Origin of the sequence: Streptomyces sp. NBC_01410 (genome assembly GCF_045040195.1) — a bacterium.
In the GTDB taxonomy this organism is placed as follows: domain Bacteria; phylum Actinomycetota; class Actinomycetes; order Streptomycetales; family Streptomycetaceae; genus Streptomyces.
On record NZ_CP109530.1, the window covers coordinates 3,081,038 to 3,096,633 of the forward strand.

Annotated in this window: 9 protein-coding genes; 3 read left to right on the forward strand and 6 right to left on the reverse strand. The window is 70.9% G+C overall.

Features of this window, described 5'->3' with window-relative positions:
* Positions 1–232: 232 nt before the first annotated feature.
* The 3 genes from wecB (at position 233) to OG741_RS14170 (ending at position 4,978) form a co-directional block, all read left to right on the forward strand.
* On the forward strand, positions 233–1,336 hold the full coding sequence (gene wecB / locus OG741_RS14160; RefSeq protein ID WP_266476415.1) for a non-hydrolyzing UDP-N-acetylglucosamine 2-epimerase: 1,104 nt from the start codon (positions 233–235) through the stop codon (positions 1,334–1,336).
* A 166-nt stretch (positions 1,337–1,502) separates the two neighbouring features.
* Positions 1,503–2,858 carry a glycosyltransferase gene (locus tag OG741_RS14165; RefSeq protein ID WP_405605554.1) on the forward strand — a complete coding sequence of 452 codons (1,356 nt, stop codon included), beginning with the start codon at positions 1,503–1,505 and terminating at the stop codon, positions 2,856–2,858.
* A complete protein-coding gene (locus tag OG741_RS14170; protein WP_405597647.1) occupies positions 2,855–4,978 on the forward strand; it encodes a glycosyltransferase family 1 protein in 2,124 nt (707 codons plus the stop codon). The genes OG741_RS14165 and OG741_RS14170 overlap by 4 nt, the downstream gene beginning before the upstream one ends.
* A gap of 72 nt (positions 4,979–5,050) precedes the next feature.
* Here the strand turns inward: OG741_RS14170 and galE are convergent, their stop codons facing one another.
* From galE to OG741_RS14200, 6 genes are all read right to left on the reverse strand, one after another.
* A complete protein-coding gene (gene galE / locus OG741_RS14175; RefSeq protein WP_405597649.1) occupies positions 5,051–6,031 on the reverse strand; it encodes a UDP-glucose 4-epimerase GalE in 981 nt (326 codons plus the stop codon).
* Positions 6,032–6,110: 79 nt separating this feature from the next.
* On the reverse strand, positions 6,111–7,394 hold the full coding sequence (locus OG741_RS14180) for a nucleotide sugar dehydrogenase (RefSeq protein ID WP_266476408.1): 1,284 nt from the start codon (positions 7,392–7,394) through the stop codon (positions 6,111–6,113).
* Positions 7,391–9,040 carry a glycosyltransferase family 2 protein gene (locus OG741_RS14185; protein ID WP_405597651.1) on the reverse strand — a complete coding sequence of 550 codons (1,650 nt, stop codon included), beginning with the start codon at positions 9,038–9,040 and terminating at the stop codon, positions 7,391–7,393. The genes OG741_RS14180 and OG741_RS14185 overlap by 4 nt, the downstream gene beginning before the upstream one ends.
* A gap of 11 nt (positions 9,041–9,051) precedes the next feature.
* On the reverse strand, positions 9,052–10,062 hold the full coding sequence (locus OG741_RS14190; RefSeq protein ID WP_405605556.1) for a Gfo/Idh/MocA family protein: 1,011 nt from the start codon (positions 10,060–10,062) through the stop codon (positions 9,052–9,054).
* 2 nt (positions 10,063–10,064) lie between these two features.
* A complete protein-coding gene (locus tag OG741_RS14195; protein WP_405597653.1) occupies positions 10,065–11,183 on the reverse strand; it encodes a DegT/DnrJ/EryC1/StrS family aminotransferase in 1,119 nt (372 codons plus the stop codon).
* Positions 11,184–11,515: 332 nt separating this feature from the next.
* Positions 11,516–15,427 carry an Rne/Rng family ribonuclease gene (locus OG741_RS14200; protein ID WP_405597655.1) on the reverse strand — a complete coding sequence of 1,304 codons (3,912 nt, stop codon included), beginning with the start codon at positions 15,425–15,427 and terminating at the stop codon, positions 11,516–11,518.
* Between the last annotated feature and the right edge of the window lie 169 nt (positions 15,428–15,596).

Sequence of the window (15,596 nt, forward strand, 5' to 3'; positions counted from 1 at the left end):
GTGCCGGGTTCACGAAATCGTTATCGAGGACGCGCGCCCCCGCGCGAAGCCCCGGCCGCCGGTCCGCTCACCTCGGCCATTGCCTACCATTGCGTGGAGCACCCCTGGGAGCGCGCGCTTCGCCGGGCCGGTCCGGCCGCCTCGGCGGTGGCGCGATCGCGCGGGGTGTCGGCCCGCAGTATGAGACCGTGGCACGCCCCGCCAGTGACCTGACCCAGAAGAAGAGTGTTCAGTGAAAGTCATCAGCATCGTCGGTGCCCGTCCGCAATTGGTGAAGCTCGCCCCCATCGCGGCCGCGTTCGCCGAGACCGACCACGAGCACGTCATCGTGCACACCGGGCAGCACTACGACGCCGACCTCTCCGACGTCTTCTTCGACGGTCTCGGCATCCCCGACCCGGATGTCCACCTCGGTGTCGGCTCCGGCAGCCACGGCGTCCAGACCGGTTCGGTGCTCACCGCGCTCGACCCGGTGCTGGAGCGCGAGCAGCCCGACTGGGTCCTCGTCTACGGCGACACCAACTCGACGATCGCCGGTGCGCTCTCGGCGGTGAAGATGCACCTGCCGGTCGCGCACCTGGAGGCCGGTCTGCGCTCCTTCAACCGGCGCATGCCCGAGGAGCACAACCGCGTACTGACCGACCACTGCGCCGACGTCCTGCTGGCCCCGACCGAGGAGGCCATGCGCCACCTCGCCGACGAGGGCCTCAAGGACCGCGCCGTGCTGGCCGGTGACGTGATGGTCGACATCTGCCTGCGCATCCGCGACGCGGTGCTCGCCGGCGAGCACGCCGCGCCCGCGCTGCCCGAGGGCATCGACCCCTCGAAGCCGTTCCTGCTGGCGACCCTGCACCGGCCCGACAACACCGACGACCCCGAGCGCCTGGCCGCGATCATCGGCGCCATGGCCAAGCTCCCGGTGCCGGTGGCGCTTCTCGCGCACCCGCGCCTGGTCGCGCGTGCCGAGCAGCACGGGATCGAGCTCGCGCAGGGTTCGGTGCACGTCGGCCGTCCGCTGCCGTACGCGGGTCTGGTCGCCGCGGTGCTGGCCTCGACCGGTGTGGTCACCGACTCCGGCGGCCTGCAGAAGGAGGCCTTCCTCCTGGAGCGGATCACGACCACGATCCGTCCCGAGACCGAGTGGGTCGAAACCGTCGACACCGGTTGGAACGTCTTGGTTCCCGACCCGCACGAGCTCTCCGCCGACGAGTGGGCCGCCACGGTCACCCGCGCCGTTCCGACGGCCGACCCGGGCACTCCCTACGGCGACGGACGAGCCGCGCAGAACGTTGTCCGGATCATGGAAGAGTGGAAGGGGGGCAGCCGGCGCGTGTGACGGACAAGCGCCTCAATGCAGGCTCTAATCCGTACTTGTCACCGTGCTAGCGTCACCGTTTATGTCAGCGTCTCCCAGGTCCGGGCTGCCCTCAGAAGGTCCGCGACCGCACGTCATCTATCTCGCCATCGGCTTCCCGCCGGCTGCCAAGAGCAGCGCCTACCGCATGCGCGAGACGGCGAACCAGTTCTGCAAAGCAGGCTGGGACGTCACCGTCGTCAACATCGCCCAGGAGTCCTGGGAGCGGGACTCGGGTGTCGACCTCACCCTGCTGGAGCAGGTCGACCCGCGGGTGAAGATCGTCGAGCTGCCGCTGTCCCGTGAGGACCTGGAAACGGACATCCGGCTCTACAGCGAGGACCGCGCCCTCAACCCCAACAGGTGGGTTTCGCAGCTGCGCAAGCGGCAGCAGAAGGCGTTCCCCGAGCCGAACTTCGGCGAGTGGCGCGGCGATCTGGAGCGGGCAGTGCTCGACATCCACGCGGAGCACCCGGCCGATCTGCTCGTGGCCAGCTGTGTTCCGTACGTGAATCTCGCCGCGGCCTGGAAGCTCTGGGAAGAGGCAAAGGTCCCGTACGCCGTGGACTTCCGCGACGGCTGGTCGATCGATGTGATCACCGGCATCGAGGCGTTCACCAAGGACTCCGAGATGGGCCGCTGGGAACAGAAGGTCCTCGACAGCGCGGTCTCGCTGTGGGTCGTCAACGACCCGATCGCCGACCACTACCGCGCCCGCTACCCCGAGTTCGCCTCCCGCGTCGAGGTCGTGCGCAACGGCTACGACGCGGACAGCTCGCCCGGCCGCGCCCACAACCCCGACCCCGAGTCGGGTCTGGTCTTCGGCTATCTGGGCACGGTCAACTTCACGCCCGCGCACCTGGAGACGGTGCTCAACGCCTGGCGCGCGGCCCGTGAGAAGGAGCCGCTGCTCGCCAACGCGCGCTTCGAGGTACGCGGCCACATCGGCAACGGAGCGGGCCGCGAGGCGAACAAGCACTCCGAGATGCTCAAGCAGGCCGAAGCGGACGGCGTGTTCTTCGGCGGTCCCGCCGCCAAGGCCGAGGTCTCCTCGATCTACGCCCGCTGGGACGCCATGGTGCTCATCCTGATCGGCGGTCGCTTCGTGACCTCCGGCAAGGTGTACGAGTACATGGCCACGGGCCTGCCGATCGTCTCGGCGCATGTCGTCGAGCACGACGCCTCGAACGTTCTCAACGGTCATCCCCTGTGGACCGGTGCCGTCGGCATCGACGAGGAAGGCCTGGCGGAGTCCTTCGTGAAGGCGGCCCACATGGCCGTCGAGACGAGCGACGAGGTCCACGCGGAAGCGATGGCGCACGCCGACCAGTTCACCCGTGAGGCCCTGATGTCCCTCGCCGTGAAGAACCTCGTCGACCGGCTCGCCACCGAGCACGGTGTGCCGGCCGCGCCCGCGGAGAGCATTGTCCCCCTGACTGCCGAAGCCACGGATGTGGACGACCTCTCATCGAAGTCGATCGTCGCCGGAGGTCCCACCCCGTGACCGATGTGTTGCTCGTCGCCGCCGCCCAGCCGCAACTCGGCGTGCTGGCCGGCGCGGTGCAGAAGTTCCGCGCCCAGGGCGCCCGCGTCTATCTGGCCTGCGCCTTCGACACGAAGAGCTGCCAGGAGGAGCTCGACCGGCTCGAGCTGGACGGGTACCAGGCACTGCCGTACGGCATAGGGCATCTTCGTACCGCGACCCGCCGCAGGCTGCGCAGGCTCCCGGCGAGCCGCCGCCTGTGGATCCAGATGCGCCGCAATCCGTGGCTGCGCCGCCACGGCCTGGGAGCGCAGCAGCTCGTCGCGCTCGACGCCAACGCCGTGTACACGGTCTGGCGGCTGTCCCAGTACACCGACGCGGACGCCAGCTTCGGCATCGCGCCGGCGCTGCGGGCCCTGTCGGATCCGCAGCGGACCCCGGCCCCGGCCAGGCGGAGGGCTCTGCCGCCCCGCTCGGTGATCGTCAGTGATGTACGCCGTCAGGCCAAGGCGCTGCCCGAGACCGTGATCCGTACGGCCACGGCGCGTCCGCTGATGCGCAGCAGCGTCGGTGCCCGGTTGTGGCGCACCGCGCTCGGCGCACCCGGTGTTCCCGCCAACGTCCGGGCGCGCCTGTCCCGCCAGGTGGCCGAGGGCATGCGCTGGGCCGGCCGGCCGGGCGGCGCGACGCTCGCTCTGACCACCGCCGCACGGCGCATCTCGGACCCCGCGATCAGGACGTCGCTGCTGGACGAGGCGGCCAAGACCGAGCTCAAGAGGGGCATCGCACCGCGCGCCTTCGACAGCACGGTCAAGGAGCTGCTGACCGCCGCGGACGAGCAGTACGCGTCCGGGGATCCCGAGGGCGCGGCGTCCACGCTGGACCGTGCGCTCGTCCTCGGTTTCCACCGGGTCGTCCACATCGACCAGCTCAGCTCGCCGCTGGCCAGTGACCCGGCCGCCTTCTCGGCGCCGGTGCACGGCTCGGCGGTCATGAAGAAGATCCAGCAGCCGCAGGGCAGGAAGACCCCGGCCGCGACGCCTCCGAAGGACCGGCCGCTGCGGCTGCTGGTCACCACGAGCGCCAACGACAACTTCCTCAAGCTGATCCTGTCCCACTACGAGGCCCACCAGGGCGTCGAGGTCCGCTACCTGGACCTGGCGTCCACGCCGGCCATGAAGCGCATCTCGTGGGCCGGCCGGCGGATGATAGAGAACCGTCTCGGGGGCGAGGCCCTCTACGCGGAGCAGGTCGAGCAGCTCATGCGGCCCCATCTGGACTGGGCCGACACGGTGTTCCTCGACTGGTGTGTGGCACCGGCCGTGATGCTCACGACGATCGACCCGGGCGACACCCGGATCGTGGTGCGCCTGCACAGCTACGAGGCCTTCACCCGGTGGCCGCACCTGGTGGACTTCTCCCGCGTGGACGACCTCATCTATGTCGCCGACCACGTACAGGACCTGACGACCGCTCTGGTGCCGCAGCTCCGCGGCCCCGAGGCGCCTCGTACGCACATGATCGACAACGCCATGGACCTGAGCGTCTTCAACCGCGCGAAGTCCGCCGACGCCCGCTTCAACCTCGGGCTCATCGGTGTCTCGCAGGTGGCGAAGGACCCGCTGTGGGCCCTCGACGTCCTGGAGCGCGTACGCAAGCAGGACGAGCGCTACCGGCTGCTGCTGGTCGGCAGTGACATGGACCCCAAGACCAGCCGTGCCACCAAGGACTACCTGAAGGAGTTCGAGCGGCAGCTCGAACCGCTGGTGGAGTCCGGTGCCGTGGTACGTCTCGGGCCGACGGACGACGTACCGTCCGCGCTCACCGGGATCGGCACGATCCTGAGCTCCTCGGTGCGTGAGGGCTGCCACGTCGGTCTGATGGAGGGCGCGGCGAGTGCCGCCGTCCCCGTCGTGCGCGACTGGCCGTTCTACGCCGGACGCGACCACAGCGCCCGCACCCTCTACCCCGAGGGCTGGGTCGTCGGCTCCCCGGAGGAGGCCGCGAAGCGCATCCTCGAGACCACGGCGACCGAGGAGAGCTGGCAGAACGCGGGCAAGCTGGCCTCCGAGCACGCGCTGTCCGCGTGGGACTGGCCGGTGGTGAGCCGTCGCTTCGACGAGCTGCTGCTCGGCGAGTAGGGCGGTAAGGCAGTACGAAGGGCCCCGGGACTTCCCGGGGCCCTTCGTCGTACGTACGGGTGCGAACGCGGGTCAGCCGCGTGCCTCCGGGTGGCGCAGGCACCAGCCCTCCCACGCCGATGTCACCATCGCGCGCACGTCGTGGCGCGCCTCCCAGCCGAGCTCCTGGCGGATGCGGTCGGCGGCGGCCACGACGCGGGCCGGATCGCCCGGCCTGCGGGCCGTGACCTCGGCCTTGCTGTCCGTGTGACCGGTGACGTCGAGGATGATGCCGACCATCTCCGCGACCGAAACCCCTTCGCCGCGGCCGATGTTGAGGACCAGAGAGGCCGAGGGGTCCGCGGCGAGCCGCCGTGCCGCCGCGACATGCGCGGAGGCGATGTCCTCGACGTGGATGTAGTCGCGGATGCAGGTGCCGTCGGGCGTCGCGTAGTCGTCGCCGAAGATACGTGGCGGCTCGCCCGCGGTCAGACGCTCGAAGACCATCGGCACAAGGTTGAAGATGCCCTCGTCGCCCAGCTCCGGCGAGGCAGCGCCGGCGACGTTGAAGTAGCGCAGGGACGCGGTCGCCATGCCGTGCGCCCTGCCGACGGCGGTGACCAGCCATTCACCCGCGAGCTTGGTCTCGCCGTACGGGCTCATCGGCAGACAGGGCGTCGCCTCGGTCACGAGGTCGACGTCGGGCATGCCGTAGACGGCCGCCGACGAGGAGAAGAGGAACCGGCCGACGCCTGCCGCGGCCGACGCTTCGAGGAGGACCCGCAGACCCTCGACGTTCTCGCGGTAGTAGAACAGGGGCTTCTCGACCGATTCGGCCACCTGCTTCTTGCCCGCGATGTGCACGACTCCGGTGATCGCGTGCTCGGCCAGGACACGGCCCACCAGCTCACCGTCGAGGACGGAGCCGGCCACCAGCGGTACGCCCGCGGGCAGCCGGTCGGCGCTGCCGGTGCTCAGATCGTCGAGGACGACGACGCTCTCGCCACCGTCGGTCATCGCCTTCACCACATGGGAGCCGATGAATCCGGCACCGCCCGTGATCAGCCACGTCATGTCAATACCCCTTGTGGAACGGCCCCGTCCCGGTGACTCGGGACGGGGCCACTGTGTCGCTCCAGTACTGCGTACTAAATCAGCCGCCGATGACAACCCGGCGGACGCCTTCCCAGCGCGCCGGGTCGGTGGTGCGCCGGCCGTCGACCAGGACGCGGACGTCCGGCAGGTCGGATGCGGCCAGCTCGCGGTACTCGGCGTGGTCGGCCTGCAGGATCGCGGCGGTGACGGTCTGGCCCTCGTGCGGGGTCAGGCCGTGCGCGGTGAGCTCCTCGGCCGTGTACATCGGGTCCGACACGAAGGGGACGGCCCCGCGCGCCTTGAGCGCCTCGACGGTCGGGAAGACGCCGGAGAAGGCCGTCTCCTTCACACCGCCGCGGTAGGCGGCGCCGAGCACCAGCACACCCACGCCCTCCAGGTCGCCGTAGGCGGCGGCCAGCAGGTCGACTGCGTACTCCGGCATGGCGGCGTTCGCCTCGCGCGCCGAGCGCACGACGGTGGCCTCCGGGTCGTTCCACAGGTACATCCGCGGGTAGATCGGGATGCAGTGGCCGCCGACCGCGATGCCGGGCTGGTGGATGTGGCTGTAGGGCTGCGAGTTGCAGGCCTCGATGACCTTCTTGACGTCGATGTCGTTCTTGTCGGCGAAACGGGCGAACTGGTTCGCCAGGCCGATGTTGACGTCGCGGTACGTGGTCTCGGCGAGCTTCGCCAGCTCGGAGGCCTCGGCGGTGCCCAGGTCCCAGACGCCGTTCGGCTGCGCCAGGTCCGCGCGCTCGTCGAAGTCGAGCACCTGCTCGTAGAACTCCACACCGTGCTTCGCGGAGGCCTCGTCGATACCGCCGACGAGCTTCGGGTAACGGCGCAGGTCGGCGAAGACCCGGCCGGTGAGCACCCGCTCCGGCGAGAAGACCAGGTGGAAGTCCTTGCCCGCGGTGAGACCGGAGCCCTGCTCCAGCATCGGGGCCCAGCGGGTGCGGGTGGTGCCGACCGGCAGGGTGGTCTCGTACGAGACGAGGGTGCCGGGCTTGAGACCCGCGGCGATCGCCTTGGTGGCGGAGTCCATCCAGCCGAAGTCCGGCACGCCCTCGGCGTCCACGAACAGCGGGACGACGACCACGACGGCGTCGGACTCGGCGACGGCGGAGGCGGTGTCGGTGGTCGCGGACAGCAGCCCGGCGCCGACGGTCTCCTTGAGCAGACGGTCGAGGTCGTGCTCGCCGGGGAAGGGCTCGGTGCCGGCGTTGACCAGCTCGACGACCTTCTCGTTGACATCGGCGCCGATGACCTTGTGGCCCTTGGCGGCGAACTGGACGGCGAGCGGTAGGCCGATCTTGCCCAGCGCGACTACACAGATATTCATCGGGTCAGTTTCCTCTTCACACGGGACAGCAGGGCGCGCAGGCGCGGGAGACGGGACAGCAGGGTGCGCAGGCGCGCGTCCAGGCCGACTCTGGGCTCCCACAGGGGGGCCGTGGTGATGACCAGCCGTCCCTTGGGGTTCGCGTTGGCGGAGATGCGGTACGGGATCTTCTCCCGCCACCGCCGTGCGAGCGGCAGCGGCAGCCCGCAGGTCTTCACCGGGATCTCGTACGTCGAGCCTGCGACGTTCACATGGACGCGGACGCCGAGCTTGGCGCGCTTCGGCTCGATCGGGATCCGGGCCCGGATCAGGGTGCCGCTTCCGTCGGGCATGGGCTCGCGGCTGAACTCGCCCACGGGGGCGGGCAGTTCGTGCCCGTCGGGCAGCTTGCGGCCGCCCGCCTTGTCGAAGCTCTTGGGCATGGCTCCGTTCACCAGACGGATGACGGCGGAGTCGGTGTCCCCGACCGTGCCGGCCCGTACGGCGACAGCGAGCGTCAGCTGCTCGCCGGTCTGCTCCCACTCGGCGGAGACCAGGCCGGTGGCTTCGGCCAGCGCCGCGGGGAGGGACGCGGCGTCCGCCTCGAAGAGGCGGTCGGGCAGGTCCAGCCCCGCAGTGCGGAAGCCCGGGTAGCGGACGAAGGCGCGGCCGTCCTCGACCAGGACCGGCGCCCCGGCCTCGTCGGTGATGGCCTGCACGAGCTCCTCGACCGCGCCCCGCTGGGCCAGCCCGATCCGTACCCGCCGCTTGACGTCCATGGAGTCACGCAGCGCGTCCGTGAAGTACTCGTCCGCGAGAGAGGCGATACCGGCGCACACCTCCCGCCGGGTCGCCTCGTCCAGCGGCGGGAAGTCCTCCCGGACGAGCTTGGCGAGCTCCCAGGTGAAGTGCCGCTTGAGGAGGTGGTCACGCCGGGGGCCCGCCTCGACGAGCCCGGCCGCGTGCTTCATGATCTCGGCCGTGCAGCGCAGCCGCGACAGATGATCGGCGCGGTAGGTGATGTTGCTGGCATCCCCGCGCTTCACGGCGTAGTAGCAGGTGTAGTCCGCCATCACCGAGATCTTCCGGGCCCGGACACACGCCTCGATCGTGAAGGGCATGTCGCTGCCGACCGGGAGGTCCTCGGGGAAGCGCAGCTTGTACTTGTCCACCAGCTCACGGCGGAACAGCTTGGTGTTGGCCAGCGTGAACGGCAGTTCCGAGTCGTACAGGCTGATGTCCGGGTCGCTCTTCTTGAAGAGCGCCTGGTGGACATAGCGGCCGTTCGTGCCGACCATTTTGCCGATCACGACGTCGGAGTCGTGCTTGTCGGCGTACGCCACCATCCGCGCCAACGCCTCTTTGCCGAGGTGGTCGTCGGCGCCGATGAAGTAGACGTAACGTCCGGTGGCCACGTCCAGCGCCCTGTTGCTGGGCGCGGCCGGGCCACCGGAGTTCGCCTGGTGGATCACCGTGATGGTGTCCGGGTACTTCTTCGCGAACCGGTCGAGCTCCGCTCCGCTCTCGTCCGTGGAACCGTCGTCGACGGCCACGATCTCGAGCCTGTCCCGGCCAATGCTCTGCCCGACAAGGGAGTTAAGGCATTCCGTCAGATACGGCATCGTGTTGTACACGGCGACGACGACGGTGACATCAGGACTGGTCAAGGCTCCTCGCCCTACTGGGCCGCGGGGTACGCGGTGAGATCGACGGTGATGCCCGTGGCGGCGGACTCCAGAACGGCTGCTGCGACCTCGACGGTACGAAGACCCTGGCGCAGTGTGCAAATGTCGTGCGACTTCCCGAGGACCGCGTCACGGAAGAGCTCGTGCTCGACCAGCAGCGGCTCGCGCTTCGCGATGGCGTAACGGATCATGTCGCCCTCGGCGACGCCGCGGAACGCCTGGACCGCTTCCCACTCGGTGGCCTGGGAGGCGTTCGCGTAGAAGGTGAGGTCGGCGGTGAGGGTGTCCGCGACGAAGCAGCCCTTCTCACCGGTGACCGAGGTGAAGCGCTCCTTGAGCGGGCTCAGCCAGTTGACCAGGTGGTTGACCATGGTGCCGTCGGAGAGCTGACCGACCGCGGAGACCATGTCCTCGTGCGGACGGCCCGACTTGGAGACCGTGCGCGCGGAGATCGAGGTGTACGTCTGGCCGGTCACCCAGCCGGTGAGGTCGATGTCGTGGGTGGCGAGGTCCTTGACCACGCCGACATCGGCGATGCGGTGCGGGAAGGGGCCCTGGCGGCGGGTGACGACCTGGTAGACGTCGCCGAGCTCGCCGGCCTCCAGGCGCTGGCGCAGGGAGCGCAGCGCCGGGTTGCAGCGCTCGATGTGGCCGACGCCGGCGACCAGGCCGCGCGACTCGAAGGCCTCGACGAGGCGGCGGGCGCCCTCGACGGTGTCCGCGACCGGCTTCTCGACGAGCGCGCCGATTCCGGCCTCGGCCAGCTGGAGGCCGACCTCCTCGTGCAGGGCGGTCGGGCACGCCACGACGGCGTAGTCGATGCCGAGCGCGATGAGCTCCTCGACGGTCGACAGCACCGGGGCGCCCTGGCCCCAGCCGTTCTTGTCACCCATCGGGTCGACGACGGCGACAAGCTCGACGCCCTCCAGGCCGGCGAGTACGCGGGCGTGGTGGCGGCCCATCGAGCCGAGGCCGATCAGGCCGGCCCGAAGTCCCTGGGCGATGGTCACTGGTTCTCTCCAAGCTCGTTCACGGCGACAACGATCCGCTCGAGGTCCTCCGCGGACAGCGAAGGGTGCACCGGCAGGGAGACGACCTCGGCCGCCGCACGCTCGGTCTCGGGCAGGTCCCAGTTACGGCCGGCCTTCTGGTCCGGCTCCCAGTACGGCTTCAGCCGGTGGATCGGGGTCGGGTAGTAGACGGCGTTGCCGACGCCCGCCTCGGTGAGCTTCGCCATGGCGGCGTCGCGGTCCCCGGCGATCCGGATCGTGTACTGGTGGTAGATGTGGCGCGCGCCTTCGGCGACGGACGGCGTCTGCACGGCCGGCGCGGTGATGTGCTCGGTGAGGTACGCGGCGTTGGCGATGCGCTGCTCGGTCCAGCCGCCCAGCTTGGACAGCTGTACGCGGCCGACGGCGGCGGCGACGTCGGTCATCCGCATGTTGGCGCCGACGATCTCGTTCGCGTACCGCTGCTCCATGCCCTGGTTGCGCAGGAGGCGCAGGGTGCGGGCGGTCTCGGCGTCCCCCGTGGAGATCATGCCGCCCTCGAGGGAGTGCATGTTCTTGGTCGGGTAGAAGCTGAAGGTGCCGCCCGAGCCGAACGCGCCGACGGGGGTGCCGTTCAGCGCGGCGGCGTGCGCCTGGCACGCGTCTTCGACGACGGCCAGTTTGTGCTTGGCGGCGATGGGCATGAGCTTGTCCATCGCGGCCGGGTGGCCGTACAGGTGCACCGGCATGATCGCGGCGGTGCGCGGGGTGATCGCGGCCTCGACGGCCGCGGGGTCCAGGCCGAAGCTGCCCGGCTCGATGTCGGCGAAGACGACATCGGCGCCGACCAGGCGGACGGCGTTCGCCGAAGCGGCGAACGAGAACGAAGGAACGATCACTTCGTCTCCGGGGCCGATACCCAAAGCCAGCAGAAGGAGGTGCAGCGCGGAGGTACCCGAGTTGACGGCCACACAGTGGCGCCCCTCTACGAGCTCCGAGAAGCCCTCCTCGAACGCGGCGACTTCGGGGCCCTGTACGACCCTGCCGCTGCGCAGTACGCGTACTGCCGCCTCGATCTCTTCCTCACCGATGACCGGGCGTGCAGCGGGAATGGGCTGCTGGTTGCTGCTCGTCATGGACGTCCTCCTTGAACACCGCAAGAGCTCTATGTGGCAGAGGTCAGGGGCGGAGCGGACGTCTCACGAGGCCGCGCATACCCCTCCGGCGCAAAGCCAACGCCCTACCGAGGATCTGGGACCGGTCTTGTCCCGAACCGGGCCGGTCACCCACCGTAGTGTCCGGAACGGGGCCCTCACCCGGCAGCGACCGCCGTCACATTATCAGGGATTTCCTAGTCAATTTCGGGGCTGTTAACGCAGCCCTGCATCGATTCGGCGACAAAAACCGTGTCCCACCCCGCAGTCTGCGGGATGGGACACGGTTCGTTCACTGAGGGCTCATCAACTGTTCAGCTCTCAGTGGTCGCCGTCACTGTGGGCAGCGACTGCTGCTCGGCCGCCGCTGTGGTCTTCTTCGCACCGGCCTTCTTCGCGGTCGTCTTCTTCGCCGCGGTCTTCTTGGCCGCCGTCTTCTTGGTGGCGGCCTTCTTCGCGGTTGCCTTCTTGGCGGTCTTGCGGGCGGCCTTCTTGGCCGGAGCGCCGGCCTCGGCCTCGTCGGCCCCCGCCTCCGGCTCCGCCGTGGGCTCGGCCGTCGCGGGGACCACGACGATCGCGGCCTCCTCGGCGCCCGACGGCGAACCGGCGGGCGCGGTGACCTTGCGGGTCACCCGGCGGCGCGCACGCGGCGGCGCCACGACGGGAGCCTCCTCGGAGACGGTGGCCTCCGGCTCGGCGACCGGCGCCTCGGCCTGGGGAGCCTCCGCCTTGGCCTCGATGACGACCTCGGCCTCGACGGGGGTCGTCTCGGCGGCCTTCGGCGCACCGGCCGGAGCCGTCGCCTTACGGGTCGCCCGGCGGCGGGTGCGGCCCGCCGGAGCGGCCTCGGGAGCGGGAGCCTCCGCCTCGGCGACGGGCGCCTCGGCCAGAGGCTCGGCAACGGGCGCCTCGGCCCTGGCCTCGATGACGACCTCGGCCTCGGCCGCGGGGGCCGCGGCCTTCGGCGCACCGGCCGGAGCGGTGGCCTTACGGGTCGCCCGGCGGCGACCACGGCCGCGCGTCGCGGCGGCCTCGGCCTCCGCGGCGCTGCTGTACAGCTCCTCGTCCGGCACGAACTCGGGCTCCGCCAGCGCCACCGGGGCAGCCACCTCGGCGGCGACCTCCGCCTCGGACTCGGACTCGGCCTCGGCAGCGAGCTCGTGGTCGTGCTCCTGGCCCTGCTCCGCGCCACCGCGCCCGCGCTTCTTGGCGCGCTTGCCGCCGCCACCGCCACCGGGGGCGGTCGGCTGCTCCATGTGCACGATCACGCCACGGCCGTTGCAGTGGACACAGGTCTCGGAGAAGGACTCCAGCAGACCCTGGCCCACCCGCTTACGGGTCATCTGGACCAGGCCCAGCGAGGTGACCTCGGCCACCTGGTGCTTCGTACGGTCACGGCCCAGGCATTCGAGCAGACGCCGCATGACCAGGTCGCGGTTGGACTCCAGGACCATGTCGATGAAGTCGACGACGACGATGCCGCCCAGGTCGCGCAGCCGCAGCTGGCGCACGATCTCCTCGGCCGCCTCCAGGTTGTTCCTGGTGACGGTCTCCTCGAGATTGCCGCCCTGACCGGTGAACTTGCCGGTGTTGACGTCGACCACGATCATGGCTTCGGTCTTGTCGATCACCAGCGAACCGCCGCTCGGCAGCCACACCTTGCGGTCCAGCGCCTTCATCAGCTGCTCGTCGATCCGGTACGTCGCGAAGACGTCGACCTCGGACGTCCACTTGGACAGCCGGTCGGTCAGGTCCGGGGCGACGTGGTTGACGTAGCCGTGGATGGTCTCCCAGGCCTCGCCACCGCTGACGATGACCTTGGTGAAGTCCTCGTTGAAGATGTCGCGGACGACCCGGACGGTCATGTCCGGCTCACCGTAGAGAAGGGTCGGGGCGTTGGAGCTGCCGCCGCTCTTGGCCTTCTTCTGGATGTCTTCCCACTGTCCCTGCAGACGCTCGACATCGCGGCGCAGCTCGTCCTCGCTCGCACCCTCGGCGGCGGTACGGACGATGACGCCCGCGTCCTCGGGGACGATCTTCTTGAGGATGGTCTTCAGACGGGCGCGCTCGGTGTCGGGCAGCTTGCGGCTGATACCGGTCATCGAGCCCTCGGGCACGTAGACCAGGTAGCGGCCGGGCAGCGAGACCTGACTGGTCAGGCGGGCGCCCTTGTGGCCGATCGGGTCCTTGGTCACCTGGACGAGGACCGACTGGCCGGACTTGAGCGCGGCTTCGATACGGCGCGGGCCGTTCGCCATGCCCAGCGCCTCGAAGTTGACCTCACCGGCGTACAGAACGGCGTTGCGTCCCTTGCCGATGTCGACGAACGCGGCCTCCATGGACGGCAGTACGTTCTGCACCTTGCCCAGGTAGACATTGCCGACGTACGAGGTCGCCTGCTCCTTGTTGACGTAGTGCTCGACGAGCACATTGTCCTCGAGGACGCCGATCTGGGTGCGCTCGCCGCTCTGGCGGACGACCATCACCCGCTCGACCGCCTCGCGGCGGGCGAGGAACTCGGCCTCGGTGATGATCGGCACCCGGCGGCGGCCCTGCTCGCGCCCCTCACGGCGGCGCTGCTTCTTCGCCTCCAGACGGGTCGAGCCCTTGATGGACTGCACCTCGTCGGACGGCTCGTCGCTCTTGGCGCGCGCCGGGCGCGGCTCGCGGACCTTGACGACCGTACGCTCCGGGTCGCCCGAAACCGTCTCCTCGCCCTCGGCGGGCTCACCGCTGCGACGGCGACGGCGACGACGGCGACGGCTGCTGGCGGTACCGGCGGCCGAGGGGGTCCCGGTCTCGCCCTGCTCCTCCTCGTCGCCTTCCTCGTCGTACTGGGCCTCTTCGCCGGCGGTCTCCTCGGAGGGCTCCTCCGAGGTCTCGTCGGTGTCGGCGGGCTCACCGCGGCGACGGCGACGGCCGCCACGGCGGCGGCGGCGCGAGGGACGCTCGTCGAACTCGTCCGACTCCTCGCCCTCGGTCTCCGGCTCGGCCTGGGTCTCGGTCTCGGTCTCTGTCTCCGGCTCGGCCTCCTGCGCGGCGGGCGCGGGGGCCTCGACCGGCTCGGCGGCCTCACCACGACGGCGACGGCGGCGACGGCCCGCGGGCTCGGGGGCGACGGTCTCGGCGGCCGGCTCGACGACGTCCTCGTCCTCCTCCGTGTCCACGGCAGCGGCGGCGGCCGCGGCGGCCGTCTCCGGGGTCTGGAACATGGGCTCGGTGAAGACGGGGGCCTGGAACACGGCCACGGCGGGCCGTCCGGCCCGGCGGCCGCGCGCGGGCGCCTCGGCCTTCTCGCTCTCGGCCTTGGCGGGCTCGGCCTTCGCGGGCTGGGCGAACTCGGGCGCGGCGGCGCGACGGCGCGTACGGCCACGGGTGGCGGCCTTCTCGGCGGCCGCGACCTCGGCCTCGGCGGAGGTGATCTGGGCGACGATGCCCGTGGGCAGGCTCTCGCCCGCCTCGACGACGTCCTCGTCCTCGTCGGCCTCGGCGGCCTGGGGGGCGGCTGCGGGCGCGGTGACCTTACGGGTGGCGCGACGGCGGCTACGCGGCGCGGCGGCCTCGGCCTCCGGCTCGGCAGCAACCTCAGCGGCCTCATCGGCCTCAGCCGTCTCTACGGGCTGCGGCGCACCGGCGGGCGCGGACGCCCGGCGGCGGGCACGGCCACGCGGCGCGGCAGCCTCGGTCTCAGTCTCGGTCTCGTCCTCGGCGGCCACGGCTTCGGCGGCAGCGGGCTCGGCGACCGGCTCGGGCGCGGTCACCTGGCGGGTGGCCCGACGGCGGCTACGCGGCGCGGGAGCCTCGGCCTCCGGCTCGGCAGCAACCTCAGCGGCCTCGGCAGCCTCCGCAGCCTCTGCGAGCTCCGGGGCGCCGGCGGGCGCGGTGACCTTGCGGGTGGCGCGACGGCGGCTACGCGGCGCGGCGGCCTCGGCCTCCGGCTCGGCAGAGGTCTCAGGGGCCTCCGGGGCACCGGCGGGCGCTGTCGCCTTACGGGTCGCACGGCGACGCGTACGGGGCGCAGCGGCCTCGGCCTCCGCGACATCGGCGACGACAGCGGTCTCGGCGATGTCCGCCGTGACCTCCGCGGCCTCCGTGGAACCCGCGGCCACCGTCGGCGGCCCCGCGGGACGCGATGCTGCCCGGCGCCTGCGGCGCGGCGGCAGCGTATCGCTGGGTGAATTGTTCTCGGTCTCTCCGGCGGTGCCGGATTCGTTCGGCTCGTGCATGCGGGCGGTTCTCCCGTCACGCTCCCGGGCGCCACGCCTGATTCCGGTCCGGTCACGGCCCGCGTGATGTTCGCGGTGCCGCCGTCCGGGGCGCGGGCGCCGCACGGGAGCTGATGTATGGCTCGCCGGTTCCCTACGCGTTGTACGTACGGCCTGGCGAAAGTCTCCT

What these genes read in the sequence shown, in the direction of transcription:
- OG741_RS14165 (WP_405605554.1), top strand. Translation starts at nt 1,503, where the DNA reads ATGCGCGAGACGGCGAACCAGTTCTGCAAAGCAGGCTGGGACGTCACC.
- OG741_RS14195 (WP_405597653.1), bottom strand. Translation starts at nt 11,183, where the DNA reads ATGACGAGCAGCAACCAGCAGCCCATTCCCGCTGCACGCCCGGTCATC.
- OG741_RS14200 (WP_405597655.1), bottom strand. Translation starts at nt 15,427, where the DNA reads ATGCACGAGCCGAACGAATCCGGCACCGCCGGAGAGACCGAGAACAAT.
- OG741_RS14180 (WP_266476408.1), bottom strand. Translation starts at nt 7,394, where the DNA reads ATGAATATCTGTGTAGTCGCGCTGGGCAAGATCGGCCTACCGCTCGCC.
- galE (WP_405597649.1), bottom strand. Translation starts at nt 6,031, where the DNA reads ATGACGTGGCTGATCACGGGCGGTGCCGGATTCATCGGCTCCCATGTG.